The 15,685-nt window shown below is 72.2% G+C and carries 10 protein-coding genes and 2 pseudogenes; 7 read left to right on the top strand and 5 right to left on the bottom strand.

Going from position 1 to position 15,685, the window contains the following annotated elements; genetic code table 11:
- Positions 1-164: 164 nt before the first annotated feature.
- The 3 genes and pseudogenes from LDL48_RS45390 to LDL48_RS17150 form a co-directional block, all read left to right on the top strand.
- Positions 165-750: pseudogene (locus tag LDL48_RS45390) on the top strand (SseB family protein); the annotation flags it as partial.
- Positions 648-3,068, top strand: a complete 2,421-nt coding sequence (locus LDL48_RS17155) for an SseB family protein (protein ID WP_443667675.1) — start codon at positions 648-650, stop codon at positions 3,066-3,068. The pseudogene LDL48_RS45390 and the gene LDL48_RS17155, both read left to right, overlap by 103 nt.
- Positions 3,065-3,430 (top strand): UCP033725 family protein, encoded by a 366-nt coding sequence (locus LDL48_RS17150; RefSeq protein ID WP_225256131.1) that lies wholly within the window; start codon positions 3,065-3,067, stop codon positions 3,428-3,430. The genes LDL48_RS17155 and LDL48_RS17150 overlap by 4 nt, the downstream gene beginning before the upstream one ends.
- Positions 3,431-3,455: 25 nt before the next feature.
- Here the strand turns inward: LDL48_RS17150 and LDL48_RS17145 are convergent, their stop codons facing one another.
- From LDL48_RS17145 to acs, 3 genes are all read right to left on the bottom strand, one after another.
- Complete coding sequence (locus LDL48_RS17145; RefSeq protein WP_225256130.1) at positions 3,456-4,376, bottom strand: alpha/beta fold hydrolase; 921 nt, start codon at positions 4,374-4,376, stop codon at positions 3,456-3,458.
- A 101-nt stretch (positions 4,377-4,477) separates the two neighbouring features.
- Positions 4,478-6,823, bottom strand: coding sequence for an immune inhibitor A domain-containing protein (locus LDL48_RS17140; RefSeq protein ID WP_255628372.1), 2,346 nt, complete (start codon positions 6,821-6,823; stop codon positions 4,478-4,480).
- A gap of 236 nt (positions 6,824-7,059) precedes the next feature.
- A complete protein-coding gene (acs, locus tag LDL48_RS17135; RefSeq protein ID WP_225256128.1) occupies positions 7,060-9,069 on the bottom strand; it encodes an acetate--CoA ligase in 2,010 nt (669 codons plus the stop codon).
- A 191-nt stretch (positions 9,070-9,260) separates the two neighbouring features.
- On the opposite strand from acs, the gene LDL48_RS17130 reads away from it, so the two are divergent.
- Positions 9,261-9,992, top strand: coding sequence for a Fic family protein (locus LDL48_RS17130; RefSeq protein WP_225256127.1), 732 nt, complete (start codon positions 9,261-9,263; stop codon positions 9,990-9,992).
- Between the two features lie 99 nt (positions 9,993-10,091).
- Positions 10,092-10,517, top strand: a complete 426-nt coding sequence (locus tag LDL48_RS17125; RefSeq protein ID WP_225256126.1) for a PH domain-containing protein — start codon at positions 10,092-10,094, stop codon at positions 10,515-10,517.
- Between the two features lie 299 nt (positions 10,518-10,816).
- On the opposite strand, the gene LDL48_RS17120 is transcribed toward LDL48_RS17125, so the two are convergent.
- Both LDL48_RS17120 and LDL48_RS17115 read right to left on the bottom strand, forming a co-directional pair.
- Positions 10,817-11,617, bottom strand: coding sequence for an HAD family hydrolase (locus tag LDL48_RS17120; protein ID WP_225256125.1), 801 nt, complete (start codon positions 11,615-11,617; stop codon positions 10,817-10,819).
- Between the two features lie 332 nt (positions 11,618-11,949).
- Positions 11,950-12,324: an STAS domain-containing protein gene (locus LDL48_RS17115; RefSeq protein WP_225256124.1), complete on the bottom strand. Its 375-nt coding sequence runs from the start codon at positions 12,322-12,324 to the stop codon at positions 11,950-11,952.
- Between the two features lie 406 nt (positions 12,325-12,730).
- On the opposite strand from LDL48_RS17115, the gene ssd reads away from it, so the two are divergent.
- Both ssd and LDL48_RS17105 read left to right on the top strand, forming a co-directional pair.
- Complete coding sequence (gene ssd, locus LDL48_RS17110; protein WP_225256123.1) at positions 12,731-13,828, top strand: septum site-determining protein Ssd; 1,098 nt, start codon at positions 12,731-12,733, stop codon at positions 13,826-13,828.
- Between the two features lie 139 nt (positions 13,829-13,967).
- A pseudogene (locus tag LDL48_RS17105) lies at positions 13,968-15,191 on the top strand (TadA family conjugal transfer-associated ATPase); the annotation flags it as partial.
- Positions 15,192-15,685: the final 494 nt, after the last annotated feature.

Below are 15,685 nucleotides of genomic sequence, written 5' to 3'. Positions count from 1 at the left end.
CAGGGCTACCGTTGTCGTTGTGGGCCGGTGTCGGCCAGGGTCGCGACAGGGGGACGTACACCCGACTTGGTTGTCTGCATACCGCCGCCCATTGTGATCGCAGCCTGACCTTGTAGGTTGTACGCGTTGAGATGGCCTCGTTCGCCGCGAAGGGAGAGGTGGACGTGACCGAGTGGGAACCGGCGACGGACGCCGAGCGCGCGATGCGCGACGCCTTGCGCACCGACGACCAGGAGTCGTACTTCCGGATTCTCGCCGGCGTCGACCTTCTTCTGCCCGTCTCGGCGGACGCCCTCGCGGGCCTCGCGCCGCTCGGCTGGGGGACCTGGAGCACGGGCGGGCGTACCCACGTCCTGGCCTTCACCTCCCCGTCGGCGTTGCAGGCCTGCCTCGCCGACTACACCGGCTCGGCCCGGCGGGTGGCCTACTCGGAACTCGCGGACACCTGGCCCAACCTCGAATGGTGGCTGGCGGTGAACCCCGGCCTGCCGATCGAGGGCTACCTGCCGGCCTGGTTCGTCGCGCAACTCTCCCGCGGTGACCTGCGACTGCCCACCCGTGGCCCGAGTCGCGACTCGTCTCCGCAGGACCCGAAGGCCGCGGCTCTGGCGGCCAACACGGCGGGGGCGCGTGGCCCCGGCGGCCCGATGTCACCCACGTCCGGTGCGCCCACCACCGACGCCGGCTCGAAATCCGGCGGAAGTGCGGCTCAGCAGCCCGGTTACGGGGTCTACCCGACCGGTGGCCGGCCCGCGGCGGCGGCCTACGGCGAGTCGCGTGAGGCTGGTTCGCCGGCCGGGACGCATCCGGGGTCGCGGGAGGCGGAGTCGGTCGCGTCGGCGGCCGGGTTCGGCTCGAGCGCATCTGCCGGGGGTGGGCCGGGGTCCGGCGGGCCTGGCTTCGGCGGCGGCTCTGGCTTCGGCGGACCAGGTCTCGGCGGCCCGGGTGCCGGTGGTTCAGGTGCCGGTGGTCCGGGATCTGGCGGTCCGGGCGAGGGCGACTCCGGGCCGGTCGGGCCTGGTGGCCTGCCGGTTCGCACTCCGGGCGCGGTCCTTCCCAGCGGGCTTCCGTCCCGGGTTCCGGCCGCACCACCGGGCGGGCGGTCGACACCCGGCGACACGTCGGTACCGGCGGGATACAGCCCGCCGACCATTCCCGAGTCCGGGGGCGCGCCGGGCTTCCCCGGCGGTTCCCGTCCCGGCTCAGCGGGCTCGCCGCCCGGTTCCGCCGGCACGCCCGGCGGTCCGCCCTCCGGCTTCGCCGGTGCTCCGTCCGGTCAGTCGTCTGGTTTCGGTGGTGCTCCGTCCGGTCAGTCGTCTGGTTTCGGTGGTGCTCCGTCCGGTCAGTCGTCTGGTTTCGGTGGTGCTCCGTCCGGTCAGTCGTCCGGTTTCGCTGGTTCTCCGGGCAACCCGTCATCCGGCTTTGCCGGTGCGCCCGCCAACCCGTCCGGGTTCGCGGGAGCGCCCGGCAGCCCGGCCGGAACGCCCGATGCCGGCTCGGCCGCGGCGCCGCAAGGCCCGCCCGGTGGCCTGCCGACCCGCACGCCGCTGGCCCAGACGCCGCCCGTGCCGGCGCACCTGACGCCCGGTCAGGCGTCGGACCAGCAGACCGCCGCGGACGCACCGGCCGCGCCCACCGGTGGATCCCTGCCGCGACGTCAGGTGACGCCGCCACCCGAGCGCCCGCCCTCGATGGCGGCGGCGGCCCAGGCGCTGGCCGGCGCACGGGGCGCGCAGCCGCCCGCGGCCGCACCGGCCTCCACACCCGGAGCGGCCTCGTCGGCTGCCGGGCCCGGGCTCAACCCGTCGGCCTCCGCCCCCGGACTCGCACCGCCGGTCGTTCCGGGCACCGGCACCACCAACCTCCCGGTGCGGACGCCGGGAACCCACGTCCCCGCCGGGCAGTCCGTCTCGGGTGGCAGCGGCTTCATACCTGCGGCCAGTGCGGCCCCGGCCGACACCTCGGCCCCGCGCGCCGGTTCCGGGCCGGGTGGCGGTTCCGGGCCGGGTGGCGGTTCCGGGCCGGGTGGCGGTTCCGGGCCAGGTGGCGGCTTCACGCCAGGCGCGCCCAACCAGGGCAACTCGGCGGCCGGGCAACCCGATGACGACGACGCGGACGAGTTCGTCCCCGCCAACGACGTCGAGCGCGACCTGCAGAACGCGGCCGACGAGGGCAGCACCGACGCGTTCCTGTCCACGCTGCTGCTCGCCACCGTGCTGGTGCCGGTCGGCCCGAACTCGCGTCCGGGCAGTTCGCCGGGGGAGACCGGGTTCGTGTTCCGGACCGAGGAGATCGACGGTGAACGGTTCCTGGTCGTGTTCACCAGCAGGGACCGGCTGGCCGAGCACTTCGCCGAGCCGGCACGTACGGTCGGTGTCCGGTTCCTCGAACTGATCCGGAACTGGCCCGACCCGGCCTGGTCGTTCGCGGTCAACCCGGGCACCCCGGTGGGCGCCACCTACCCGGGGCCGCAGGTCATCGCGCTCGCCAACTGGGCGGCCGAGGCCGGCCTGGTGACCGACCAGGACGAGCAGCCGGAGCAGAAGCCGGCGCAGCTGCCGCAGCGGGCCGCCGACGCCGCGCAGCACGCCACCGTGATGCAGAAGACGGTGCCGGCCGAGCAGGTGGACTACTACCTGGAACGCGGCTACGACCGGGTCGCCGGCTTCGTGCACCGGGCCAACGAGGTCGAGCACCTGCGCACGCCCGCCGAGTTGCTGGCCGCGCTGGGGCTGGTGCACGAGGGCACGCTGTTCACCGCGGACGCCAAGGAGGCGTTCGTGCTGCGCTGGCCGGCGTACCGGCCCAGTCTGTACCGGATCCCGTACGGCGGTCAGAGCGAGCAGGCGCTGCGCGCGATGGACGGCTGGGTGATCGAACGTCCGCCGTTCCGGGGCAACGGGTTCGCCCCGGGTGAGGGCCGGGACGTGGTCGCCGAGTTCAAGGTGGACAGCGTCCGCCTCCCGCACGGTGCGCAGCTGTGGCGCATGGACGCGGAGGGCAGGGAGCGGATGATCGCCATCTTCGACAACGACACGTCCGCCTGGCGCCGGGTCGGTGAGCAGTGATGCGTGACGGGTACGTGGTGACGTGGCGTGGCCGGGAGTACGACGCATCACCCGACGGTGACAGCGTGCGCATCTATGCGCCCGAACCGGGGGAGGGCTTCGACGAGGTCCGGCCCGGCCGGTACGTGCGGGCGCTGCGGACCGGCGAGTACGAGGACCTGGTGTACGTCCGCACCACCTGCACCTGGCGCGGCCAGCCGTTCATCGTGCTCGCCGAGGCGGACGCGTGGCTCCGGGTCGAGTACACCGGTGGGCGGGCACCGATCGCGCGCCAGCTCGGGCTGGAGGAGTTCGACTACGGGGTCTACCAGGGGTGGGCGCCGGCGCACGAGGTGAACGACCTCTACGAGCACCGCATCTGACGCTCCGCCGTCGGTTCCGGCCGGGTCAGTCCTTGATCCAGCGGAGGATCTCGCCGGTGACCACCTCGGGCGCCTCCTGGTGCAGGAAGTGGCCCACGTCGGTGAGCAGGCGCCACTCGTACGGCGCGATCACGTAACGGCCGGAGCCCTGAGCGGTGCGCGGCAGCATGGCCGTGTCCAGTTCGCCGTGCAGGTGCAGGGTCGGGGTGACCAACGGCCGCTGCATCAGTTTCACGAAGCGGTACCCCTGCAGGCGCAGCGCGGACCGGAACACCCACCGGTACGCCTCCAGCGCGCAGAACGCCGCCTGCGGGATCTGCATCGCCTCACGGCACCGCGCCACGTAGTCGGCGTACCCGGGGGTCAGCGTCCAGGCCGGGCCGCTCCACCGCTCGATCAGCTCGGCCACCACGGCGGCGTTGTCCTTGGCGAGCACGTGTTCGTACCGTGGCACCTGGAAGCGCAGCACCGGCAGGGTCGCCGCCATCTGCCCGCGCGGGTCGGCGAAGAGCGCCGCCCGCAGCCGCAGCGGGTGGGCCGCGCCCAGCACCACCAGGCGGCTCACCATCTTCGGGTGGAACGCGGCCGTGGTCCAGCCGATCAGTCCGCCCGAACCGGCGCCGACGATCATCGCCGAACGCTCACCCAGGGCCCGGATGAGACCGGTGACGTCGGCCGCCATCGTGTACCCGTCGTAACCACGCGGTGGCTTGTCGCTGGCGCCGTAACCGCGCAGATCCACCGCGACGGCCCGGAAACCGGCGTCGGCGATCTGCGGCAGCACGTCGTGCCACGCCCACCAGAACTCCGGGAACCCGTGCAGGAACAGCACAAGCGGCCCGGTACCCGCCTCGACGACGTGGAACCGGCTGCCGTTGGCGCCCACGAACCGGTGGGTCCACGGACCCTCCACCAGCACGCACGACTCGTCCACCTGCCCGCTCATGCCGGACAGGCTACGCGCACGACGCTCGCCGGAGGTTACGCGGCGTGTTCGAACGCGGTCGGGCGCCCGGGAAGTCCTGCCTCCCGGGCGCCCGGACGCGGTCAGGAGATGCGGATCTTCAGGGTGGTGCCGTTCTCCTCGACGACGCGGATCTTGACGCCGACCGCGGGCAGCTTCACGCCGTGCCACGGAATCGCCTCGGTGAAGTAGTCCTTGGTGTCGTCGAACAGCGGCTGCGCCGCCTGACCCCGGATGTACGACGGCTTGCCCTCGGCGTGCAGGGTGAACGAGTCGGGCTTGCGCAGACCGAACGGCGCGTCGTACAGCTGGATCCGGGCCCGCCAGGGCTGCCCCTGCAGGTTGTAGATGGCCTGCGGGTGCGCGTCGATGATCAGGTTGCGCCCCTCGCCCGGGTGGACGTTGACGTTGTTGTTCGTCCAGTACGAATTGCTGTACGAGATCAGCAGGCCCTGCTGGTACGCGAAGTGCTCGGCCCACTGCGGCTTGTCCGGCCAGCCGTAGTTGTACGGACCGGTCTTCAGGTACCGGTCGTACGAGACGTAGCTGCGGTGCCCGGCGATGTAGAAGTTGTCGTAGGACTTGGTGACCGACGCACCCACCACGCTGAAGCCGGCCGCGGTCCAGGTCGGGGTGGCCTCCGCGCCGTCGACGGACTGCGCGGTGCCGTCCGCCACGATGGTGAGGTCGTCGCCGAAGAAGCCGCCCGCGGCGAGGCCGCCGTCCGTCTTGTAGCGGAGTCGGACCTGCACCGTCTTGCCGGCGTACGCGGTCAGCGGGACGGCGATGTCGACCCACTGGTTGTTGCTGCTGCCGTCGAGGGCGGGCCGCGGTGGCGTGGCGCCGTCCACGTCGAACGGCTTGCCGTTCACGGTGCCGTTCAGCGCGGTCCAGGTCACACCGTCGGTGGACGCCTCGAAGTACAGGTAGTCGTAGTCCTCCTCGATGTTGTACCGGGCCTTGAGTTCCAGCGACGCCGTGGTGGCCGCCCGCAGGTTGACGGTCTTGGTGAGCTTGGTGTCGAGCCGGTTGTCGTTCCCGGAGAAGTACTGTTTCGTGCCGGCGAACGGCGCGCCCACCTGGGTCGTCTTCACCAGGTCGGGTAGCACCACGACGGCGGCCTGCGGCCGGGCCGTGTGGAATTCCTGCGGCCCGAGTTCGATGGTCTTCTTCTGGCCGGCCACCACGACCTCGTAGTCCAGCCAGCCGAGCCGCATCTTGTTCCAGGCGCCGAGGTCACCGGCGCGGGTGCCGATGGCCTCACCGGCGTCGCTGAGCCGGTGCTGGGCCATCAGCGTCCAGTACTCGTTGTTGTTGTTCAGGGCGCCGCTGGTGTCGTAGTCGTCCGGCAGTCCCAGGTCGTGCCCGTACTCGTGGGCGAACACCGGCATGCCGCCGTTCTCCGGCTGCACCGTGTAGTCGCCGATCCAGAACCCGGTGTCGCCGATCTGGGTGCCGCCGGCCAGGTTGTTCGCCGGCCCGGTCGAGCCGGCCGACGTCTCGTACGCGAACCAGCGGTGCGCCCAGATCGCGTCCTCGCCCTGGTACGGGTCGCCGTCGGCCTGGTCACCACCGGCGTGGACGATCTGGAAGTGGTCGAGGTAGCCGTCCGACTCGTTGAAGTCGCCGTCGCCGTCGAAGTCGTACCGGTCCCACTGGTCGAACTCGGCCAGGTCCGCCTTGATCTCGGCGGCGGTGCGCCCGGCGGCCTGCTGGTCGGCCACCCACTGGTTGGCGGCGTCCTTGACGAGTTCCCACATGAACTGGTCGGAGCAGAGGCCGTTGATGTCGCAGTCGCGGCCGTACCGGGCCTCGTTGTACCGGACCTTGACCCAGTCGGTGATCTCGCCCTCGACGCTGTAGCGCCCGGACGACTGCGTCTCGTAGTAGGTCTTCAGCGACTCCACCCCGGCGCCCTCGCCGAAGTACATCCGCTCGTAGTGCGCGCGGTTGTAGTCGGCCTGCCAGATGGTCTTGTTGTCCCGGGTGCGGTCCGGCTGCGGGATCGAGTTGTGCAGCGGCCCGTCGAACACGGTCGGGCCGGCCGTCTCCGGGTCGCTGTCGACGTCCGGGAAGTCGGGGTGCCGCTCGTTGCCGAACTCGGCCAGGATCACGAAGATCCGGTCGGTCTTCTCCCGGGCCAGCTCGACGTACTGGTCCTGGCCCGCCTTGGCGGTGCGGCGGTTCGTCTCGCCGGGGCCGGACGTGGTGCCGAGCTTGGCGACCGTGCTGGCGCCGCGCTTCTGCGGCTTGACGGTGCCCTTGAGGACGCCGTTGACGGCTTCCTCGCGTAGCTCGCGTCGCTTGTCCTCGAGACGGTTCGGGAGATCGTCCGCGGGGGCCTTCTTACCGGCTCTGGCCGGTGTCGGCTCCGCGGGAGGTGCCGCCATGGCGGGCGCCGGGAACATCATCCCGACGCTGGTGACCATCGCGGCGCCGAGCAGCCCTGCGACCACTTTGCGCACTACGTACCTCCGTTGACGTGACCGGTGCGTTCCGGCTCACGTGAACGTATGCAAATGCAACGATGCAAGAGAAGAGGTTGTACGCATCGTTCGGGGATGGTTACGCATTATGGTCGCGACATAATGCGAGGACCGGCATAACGTACGAACGGCGACAGACCCTGATCTTCCAGGTCTGCCGCCGTCGCCGGTCGGGGAGGTCAGTCCTCGGACTTGGCCGACTGCATGCCGGTCGAGATGAGATCCATGACCGCCGAGTCCTGCAGCGTCGTGACGTCACCGAGGGACCGGTGTTCCGCCACGTCCTTGAGCAGCCGCCGCATGATCTTGCCGGAGCGGGTCTTGGGCAGCTCCGGCACCAGCATGATCTGGCGCGGCTTGGCGATCGGGCCGAGCTTCTTGGCCACGTGGTTGCGCAGTTCCTTGATCAGGTCCTCGCCCGCGTCGCCGGCCGTGTCCACGTTCCCGCGCGGGATGGTGAACGCCACGATCGCCTGGCCGGTGGTGGGGTCGGTGGCGCCGACCACGGCCGCCTCGGCCACCGACGGATGCGACACCAGGGCCGACTCGACCTCCGTGGTGGAGATGTTGTGACCGGACACCAGCATCACGTCGTCCACGCGGCCGAGCAGCCACAGTGATCCGTCGTCGTCCTTCTTGGCGCCGTCCCCGGCGAAGTACACCCAGTCCTTACCGCTGCTCGCTGTGACGGCGTCACCCGCGCCCGCGCCGGCGCCGAAGCGGGACCAGTAGGTGCCCTTGAACCGCTGGTCGTCACCCCAGATGGTGCGCAGCATGGACGGCCACGGGTCGCGCAGCACCAGGAAGCCGCCGCCACCGTCCGGCACCGACTTGGCATCGTCGTCCACCACGTCGGCGGTGATCCCGGGCAGCGCGGTCATCGCCGAACCCGGCTTGGCCGCGGTCACGCCGGGCAGCGGCGAGATCATGATGCCGCCGGTCTCGGTCTGCCACCAGGTGTCCACGATGGGCGCCCGCTCGCGGCCGACGTTCTCCCGGTACCACATCCAGGCCTCGGGGTTGATCGGCTCACCGACGCTGCCGAGGACGCGCAGCGAGGACAGGTCGTACTTCGCGGGGATGTCGTCGCCCCACTTCATCATCGTGCGGATCAGCGTCGGCGCGGTGTACAGAATGGACACCTTGTACTTGTCGACGACCTCCCAGAACCGTCCCTTGTGGGGAGTGTCCGGCGTGCCTTCGTACATCACCTGGGTGGCGCCGTTGGAGAGCGGACCGTAGACGATGTACGAGTGGCCGGTGACCCAGCCGACGTCGGCGGTGCACCAGTAGACGTCGGTCTCCGGCTTGAGGTCGAACACCGCGTGATGGGTGTACGAGACCTGCGTCAGGTACCCACCGGTGGTGTGCAGGATGCCCTTGGGCTTTCCGGTCGTGCCCGACGTGTAGAGGATGAACAGCGGGTGCTCGGCGTCGAACGGCTGCGCCTGGTGCTCGGTGGCCGCCTGCTCCACCGTCTCGTGCCACCACAGGTCCTTCTCGCCCCAGGCCACGTCCTCGCCGGTGCGCCGGACCACCAGCACGTTCTCGATGCTCGGGCACTGCGCCACGGCCTCGTCGACGGTCGGCTTGAGCGCCGACGGCTTGCCCCGGCGGTAGCCGCCGTCCGCGGTGATCACCAGCTTGCAGTCCGCGTCCTGGATCCGGGTGGCGAGCGCGTCCACCGAGAAGCCACCGAAGACCACGCTGTGCAGCGCGCCGATCCGGGCGCAGGCCAGCATCGCGACCGCGGCCTCCGGGATCATCGGCAGGTAGATCGCGACCCGGTCGCCGGCGGTCACCCCGAGGTCGGTCAGCGCGTTCGCCGCCTGGCTCACGCTGGTCAGCAGGTCCGCGTACGTGATCGTGCGGGTGTCCCCGGGCTCACCCTCCCAGTGGATCGCGACCTTGTCCCCGTGTCCCGCCTCCACGTGCCGGTCCACGCAGTTGTAGGCGATGTTCAGCTTGCCGCCGACGAACCATTTGGCGAACGGCGGATTGGACCAGTCCAGTACCTCGTCCCACTCCTGGGCCCAGGTCAGGCGCCGGGCCTGCTGCTCCCAGAAGGCGAGCCGGTCGGCGGCGGCCTCGTCGTAGGCGGACGCCTTCACGTTGGCGTCGGCCGCGAGCGCCTCCGGCGGCGGGAACTGCCGCGTTTCCGAGTACAGGTTTGCCAAGGTCTCGCTCATGAGGGCGGCTCCTCTAACCGTTGCAAGATTTACCTGTTCAGCACCCTAGTTCCGGCGACTGGGCCGGGCGAGGGCTGCTAGCCGTAGCGCACTCTGCACGCGCCGAGCGGCGTTGACGTGAGCACTTCTGCGCGAATCCTGCCACTTTTGGACCCCGTCGCGCATCCCTGCGGTGCCGTTACGGTTGGCCGGTGGACCCGCTAGCGCCCCTTCTCGACCTCGCCGACGTCGCCCCCGCCCTCTCCGCCGCGCGGGAACAGGTCGACGCCGCGCTGCGGCACCGTGCGCTGCGCCGGCACGGCGGGCCGGTTGCCGCCGAGGCCAGCCTGCGCGCGGCGGTGGCGAGCGCGGCCCTGGAGGGCCACGGGCACGACCTGGAGATGGTACGCGCCGGCACGGTCACCGACCCGGTGCTCCAGGGTGCGTTGCGGGTGGCCGAGGGCGTGGGTGGCCTCGTCGACCTCTGGCCCCGGGCGCCGCGGCAGGCCCTCGCCCGGCTGCACATGCTGGCCGCGCGGGGTGTCGTGCCGGACCCGGACCTGGGGCGGCTGGCCTCCGGCGCGGACCGGATCGACGCGCTGGCGCACCTGGTCGCCGGCAACGACCGCACGCCGCCGCTGCTGCTCGCCGCGATCGTCCATGCGGAACTGCTCACGCTGCGCCCGTTCGCCGGCCCCGCCGGGATCGTGGCCCGGGCCGCGGCGCGGCTCACGCTGATCGGCCGGGGCCTCGACCCCCGCGGTCTGCTCGCGCTGGAGGTGGGCCATCTGTCCCGGGAGCCGGAGTACGTGGGCGCGTCCGGTGCGTACGCCACCGGCACGCCCGACGGGGTCCGGTCGTGGCTGCGGCACTACGCGACGGCGGTGGAGGCGGCCGCGTCCGAACTCACCGTCATTTCCGACGAAGTACTCAGCAGCGCCTAGTCCGGAATGCCCCGTTAGTCCGCCCGGCGCATTGGCATACTCGTTTCCGTGAGCGACACGTGGGTCCGTCCTTACACACCCGGAACCGGCCGGTGGCTGGTGATCGGCTGGGAGGCCGCCGCGCTCGGACTCCTCGGCTGGACGTCGGTGCAGCAGTTCGACGTCACCGGGTCCGGCGTCCGGGTGCTGGCGTGCGTGCTGGCCGCGGTGTGGGTACTGGGCGCGTGGCGGATCCTGCAGATGGGCGCGTACGTCGGCGAGCGCGGCCTGCACATCCGCGGCCTGCTCCGGTCGCGCACCCTGCAGTGGCGGGACGTCGCCCATGTCCGGCTGCACAAGGCGGCGCACCGGCTCGGCCCGTGGGAGGTCGAGAGCGGGCTGACCGTGCTGATCGAGCGCCGCGACGGCAGCATGGTGAACACCGAACTCTGGGCCCAGGGCGTGGACTTCCACTCCCGGCCGAAGGTGTTCCGCGCCGTCTACCACGAACTGCGCAACCGGCATTTGGCCGCGCTGAGCCACTGAGAGAGCCCGGGACGTAAGAACGGCGCCCCGCAACGAGGCGCCGATCTTTGCGCGTCCGACCGGGTTATCAAGCGTGCACCTGGGTCGTTGTCGACAGTCCGCCAACTGGTGGCGGTCCCGCCGCAACGTGCCTGCCGTGGCTGATCGCGCGTGGGTTCCCGGTGGCCGTGCACGGGATCCGGTCTCCCGGCCCCGCGATTTCTTTCTACGCCGTTCCCATCTTGATCGCCATGGTTTCGCGCGCAAATTTGGACTTACCGGAATCAGTCAGACGCTTCCCATTGATGGGCATCGGTATGTCAGGTGACCGCGGCGCGGGTGCGGCGGTGCCGGCCGTAGATCGCGATCCCGATCGCGACTCCCACGCCGACGCCGAGCGCGGCGGCCGCGACCGGCACCGCCGGACGGTCACGCAGCCGGCGTCCCAGTGGCACCGGGTGCCGGAACGCCAGGATTGGCCAGGACCGCTCGGTCGCCACCCGGCGCAGGCTCCGGTCCGGATTCACCGCACTCGGATGCCCGACCGCCTCCAGCAGGGGAAGATCACTGCTGGAATCCGAGTACGCGAAGCATTCGGCCAGATCGTAGCCCCGTTCGGCGGCCAGCTCCTTGACCCCGTCGACCTTGCTGGTCCCGGCGGCGTAGAACTCCACCTCGCCGCTGTACCGGCCGTCCACGATGGTCATCCGGGTGGCGATCACGTCGGTCACCCCGAGCAGGGCGCCGATCGGGCGGACCATCTCGTCACCGGACGCCGAGACCAGCACCACGTCCCGCCCGGCGGCCTGGTGCTCGCCGATCAGGACCGCGGCCTCCGCGTACACGTACGGATTGATCAGCTCGTCCAGCGCCTCCGCGACGATCTGCTGGACCTGCTCCACCGACCAGCCCTTGCAGAGGGCCGCGAGGTAGTCCCGGGTGCGCGCCATGGTCTGCTCGTCCGTGCCGCCCAGGCGGAACATCAGCTGGGCGTAGGCGGACTTCACCACGTCGCGCCGGCTGATCAGGCCATCGCGATAGAAAGGCCGTCCGAAGGCCAGCGCGCTGGACTTGGCGATGACGGTCTTGTCGAGGTCGAAAAACGCGGCGCTGAGGCCCACGGGCCGAAAGTGTAGCCGCACCGCGCCCGGCCGCGTGGGGGCTGGCACTGCGTGCAGCACACCCGGCAGAAGGGCAGAGGTGCCCAGGAACGTCGCACTGAGTCACAATCGGCACTCGACGGTAGCGCGTGACTGAGGCATGCTTATCGTGCGACAAGGATTCACGTTGCCAGATCCGCGGACAAAGAGCAGCCTGGTCGCTTCCGACACACACAGTTCTCTCGGTGGTTGCGCCCCCCGTGATCACCGAGGCCGATTCGGCTCGACCCCCCCGGAGCCGAATCTGTTGACGACCCCCGTCTCCCCCGACGGGGGTCGTCTCCTATCCGGGATCAGGTCCCGGTCGCCTGGGTGGACTGAAACGAGGTGCCGGAGTCGGCGTCCTGCTCCGGGTCCGCCAGGCCGAACAGCTCGCACAGACCGGTCAGCGTCAGGACCCGCCGGAAGCCCTCGGTCGGATTGACCACCACGAACCGGGCCTCCGACTCGGTGACCGCCCGATAGCCCTCGATCAGGGCACCGAGCCCGGTCGAATCGATGAACGAGGCGTCCCGCAGGTCCACCCACACGGTCGGCGGCGACCACTCGGCGACCACGTCACGAATGCCCTGCGCGACCTCGTCGGCGTTGGAGAAGTCGATCTCACCGAGCACGGCGACGGTGGCTGTGCCGTCATCGGCCAGCTCGCTCCGGATCGGGTTATCCATGCCAACTCCATCGGGTCCGGGTAGGCCCAACAACATACCCAACGGCGGCCGGGTTCACTCCTGGCCGGATTCACACCTGGCTGGGTGTGCTTCTGGCTGGGTGTGCTTCTGGCTGGGTGTGCTTCTGGCTGGGTGTGCTTCTGGCTGGGTGTGCTTCTGGCTGGGTGTGCTTCTGGCTGGGTGTGCTTCTGGCTGGGTGTGCTCCTGGCTGGGTGCGCCGCTGGCCGGGTGCGCTCCTGGCGGGAGCGACGGTCGCCCGTCCGGATAGCACGTCGGCGGGCGGCGCGGGCGTTGTCCACAGGTGGAGAAGTTGTCCACAGGGAGCCGCGATCCGGGTTGAGGGCCGTGCCGTCCGGCCGCGACGGTGTGTGCCCGAGCCACCCGATCCGCCGCTGGAGGCGCCGCGATGCCTGCCCGTACCGCTGTCCGATCCGGCCCGCGCCGGCCCCTCGTGGTCACCGCCGACGGCGACCTGCTGGACGATCTGCTTCGCCTGGCCGCTGCCGGCGGCACCGACGTCGACGTGGCGCCCGACCCGGCCACCGCCCGGCCCCGGTTCGCCGCCGCGCCCCTGGTGCTGATCGGCACGGACCAGGCCGAGCCCTGCCTGCGCGCCCGGCTGCCGCGCCGCCCGCACGTGGTGATCGTCGGCCGGGGCGACGGGCCCGACGCCACCTGGAACGTCGCCCAGTTGCTCGGGGCCGAACACGTGGCCATGCTGCCCGCGGCCGAACCCTGGCTGGTGGACCGCTTCACCGAGCGGCCCGGCCTGCCGTCCGACGGGCGGGTGCTCGCGGTCATCGGCGGACGCGGCGGGGCCGGCGCCAGCATCCTCGCCGGCGGCCTGGCGGTCACCGCCGTCCGGGCGGGCCTGCGCACCCTGCTGGTCGACGCCGATCCCCTGGGCGGCGGCCTGGACCTGGTGCTCGGCTGGGAGCAGGTGGACGGCCTGCGCTGGCCCGCCCTGGCCGACGCCGGCGGGCGGGTGGACCCGCCCGCGCTGCTGCAGGCCCTGCCGCACCGCGGTGACCTGGTGCTGCTGTCGTTCGCCCGGGACGAGCCGCAGCCGGTGCCCGGCGAGGCGATGGCGGCCACCCTCGACGCCGCGCGACGGGGCCGCGACGTCATCGTCACCGACCTGCCCCGGCAGCTCGACGACGCTGCCACGCTGGCGCTGCAGGCCGCCGACCGGGCGGTGCTGGTGGTGCCGGCCGAGCTGCGCGCGACGGCGGCCGCCGCGCGGATCGCGAGCACCGTGCTCGTGCACTGCCGGGACCTGTCGGTGGTGGTGCGCGGGCCGTCACCCGGCCGGCTCAAGAGCCGGGAGGTGGCGCGGGCGCTCGGGTTGCCGCTGGCCGGGACGCTGCGCCCGGAAGCGGCGCTGTGCCAGGCCCTGGAACGGGGCGAGGCACCGGCGGCCGGTGGACGCGGGCCCCTGGCCGAGTTGTGTAAGCGGCTGATCGACCAGCTCACCGGCGCCCACCGAACCGAGACCGCGGCATGAGCCGGCCCACCGCCGAGCGGCACGGCAGCGGTGCCCGGGCGAACGGCGCACCGGCATGATCGCCCGTTCGACCCGGTCCGCCCCGTCCGGCATGATCGCCGGTCCGGCCCGGTCCGCCGAGGGGGTCGGCCCGTCCGGCATGATCGCCCGTCCGGCCCGGTCCGCCGCCGACGGGTTCGCCCCGTCCGGCGTGACCGCGCGGGTGCGGCAGCAGTTCGCCGCCGACGGCGTACCGGCCAGCCCCGCGGCGGTCGTCGCGGCGGTGCGGCGGGAACCCGGTGCCGCGGTGCTGGGCGACACGACGGTGCTGCGGATCGCCGACCGGGTACACCAGGATCTCGTCGGAGCCGGGCCGCTGGCGCCGCTGCTGGCCGACCCCGCGGTCACCGACGTCCTGGTCAACGGCGTGCAGGTGTGGGTGGACCGGGGCTGCGGCCTGCAGCGCGCGGAGGTCGGGATCGCCCACCCCGACGAGGTACGCCGCCTCGCCCAGCGACTGGCCGCCGCCTGCGGGCGACGGCTCGACGACGGCCAGCCGTACGCCGACGCCCGCCTCCCCGACGGGACCAGGCTGCACGCCGTCCTGCCGCCGGTGGCCACCACCGGCCCGTACCTGTCCCTGCGCACGTTCCGGCAGCGCCCGTTCCGGCTGGACGACCTGGTCCGCCACGGCACCGTGCCGCCGGACGTGGCGCCGGTGCTGTCCGCGGTGGTCGCCGCGCGCCTGGCGTACCTGGTGACCGGCGGCACTGGCAGCGGCAAGACCACCCTGCTCGGCACGCTGCTCGGCCTGGTCCCGGCGACCGAGCGGATCGTCCTGGTCGAGGACGCCGCCGAACTCCGGCCCACCCATCCGCACGTGGTGGCGTTGCAGGCCCGCACCGCCAACGTCGAGGGCGCGGGCGCGGTCGGGCTCACCGATCTGGTCCGGCAGGCGCTACGGATGCGGCCCGACCGCCTGGTCGTCGGCGAGTGCCGGGGTGCGGAGGTGGTCGACCTGCTCGGCGCGTTGAACACCGGCCACGACGGCGGCGCCGGCACCCTGCACGCGAACGCGCCGGCCGACGTACCGGCCCGGCTCGAAGCGCTCGGCCTGCTGGGCGGGCTGCCGCGGGCGGCGCTGCACGCACAGGTCCTGGCGGCGTTGCAGGTGGTGCTGCACGTACGCCGCACCGGCCAGGGCCGGCGGCTGGACTCGGTGGGCCTGCTGCTGCCCGCGGGCCACGACCGCCTGGTCACCGTGGTGCCGGCCTGGCGGCGGGACCGCGGGCCCGGGCCGGCCGCGGAGGCGCTGGCCCGTCTGCTGACCGCCCGGGGCGTCCCGGTGCCGCCGATTCTGCGCTCGGCACCCGCCTCCTCCGGGCCGGCCTCGTCCGGTGCGGGCCTGGCAGGGCCGCCAGGCGGCGGCGCGCCGGTCCGCATTCCGCGGGTGGCTCGCGAACCTGAGACCGATGCCCGACAGAGACCGGCCCGGTCTTCGCTTGCGCCGTCTGCGGTCGTGTCGTCTTCGCTTGCGCCGTCTGCGGTCGTGCCGTCTTCGTTTGCGTCGTCTCCGGCTGCGCCGTCTTCGCTTGAGCCGTCTTCGGCTGCGCCGGCTCCGCAAGCCCGGTCCTCCCTGACCTGGCCGGCGCGGCCCCGTCGCCGTGGCGGGTTCGTCTGGGCCGACCGCCCGTCCGTGACGCAGACCGGGACACAGTCGTGACCACGACGTGGTGGACGATCGCGTTCGGCCTGCTGCTGGCCGCCGGGGCGGCCGCCGTATGGCCGATGAACCTGGCCCGCCACCGGCTGCGCGGAGGGCGGCCACGCCGAATGCCCGTCGATCTGACCGCACTCCGGGCGTGGACCGCCGATCTC

This window comes from Jidongwangia harbinensis (assembly GCF_020216025.1).
GTDB lineage: Bacteria > Actinomycetota > Actinomycetes > Mycobacteriales > Micromonosporaceae > Actinoplanes > Actinoplanes harbinensis.
This window is presented reverse-complemented; position numbering and strand designations above follow the sequence as displayed.

Bases quoted from the DNA above. Each gene is read 5' to 3' on its own strand.
- LDL48_RS17155 (WP_443667675.1), top strand. From the start codon at position 648: ATGTCACCCACGTCCGGTGCGCCCACCACCGACGCCGGCTCGAAATCC.
- LDL48_RS17145 (WP_225256130.1), bottom strand. From the start codon at position 4,376: ATGAGCGGGCAGGTGGACGAGTCGTGCGTGCTGGTGGAGGGTCCGTGG.
- LDL48_RS17140 (WP_255628372.1), bottom strand. From the start codon at position 6,823: ATGGTCACCAGCGTCGGGATGATGTTCCCGGCGCCCGCCATGGCGGCA.
- acs (WP_225256128.1), bottom strand. From the start codon at position 9,069: ATGAGCGAGACCTTGGCAAACCTGTACTCGGAAACGCGGCAGTTCCCG.
- LDL48_RS17115 (WP_225256124.1), bottom strand. From the start codon at position 12,324: ATGGATAACCCGATCCGGAGCGAGCTGGCCGATGACGGCACAGCCACC.
- ssd (WP_225256123.1), top strand. From the start codon at position 12,731: ATGCCTGCCCGTACCGCTGTCCGATCCGGCCCGCGCCGGCCCCTCGTG.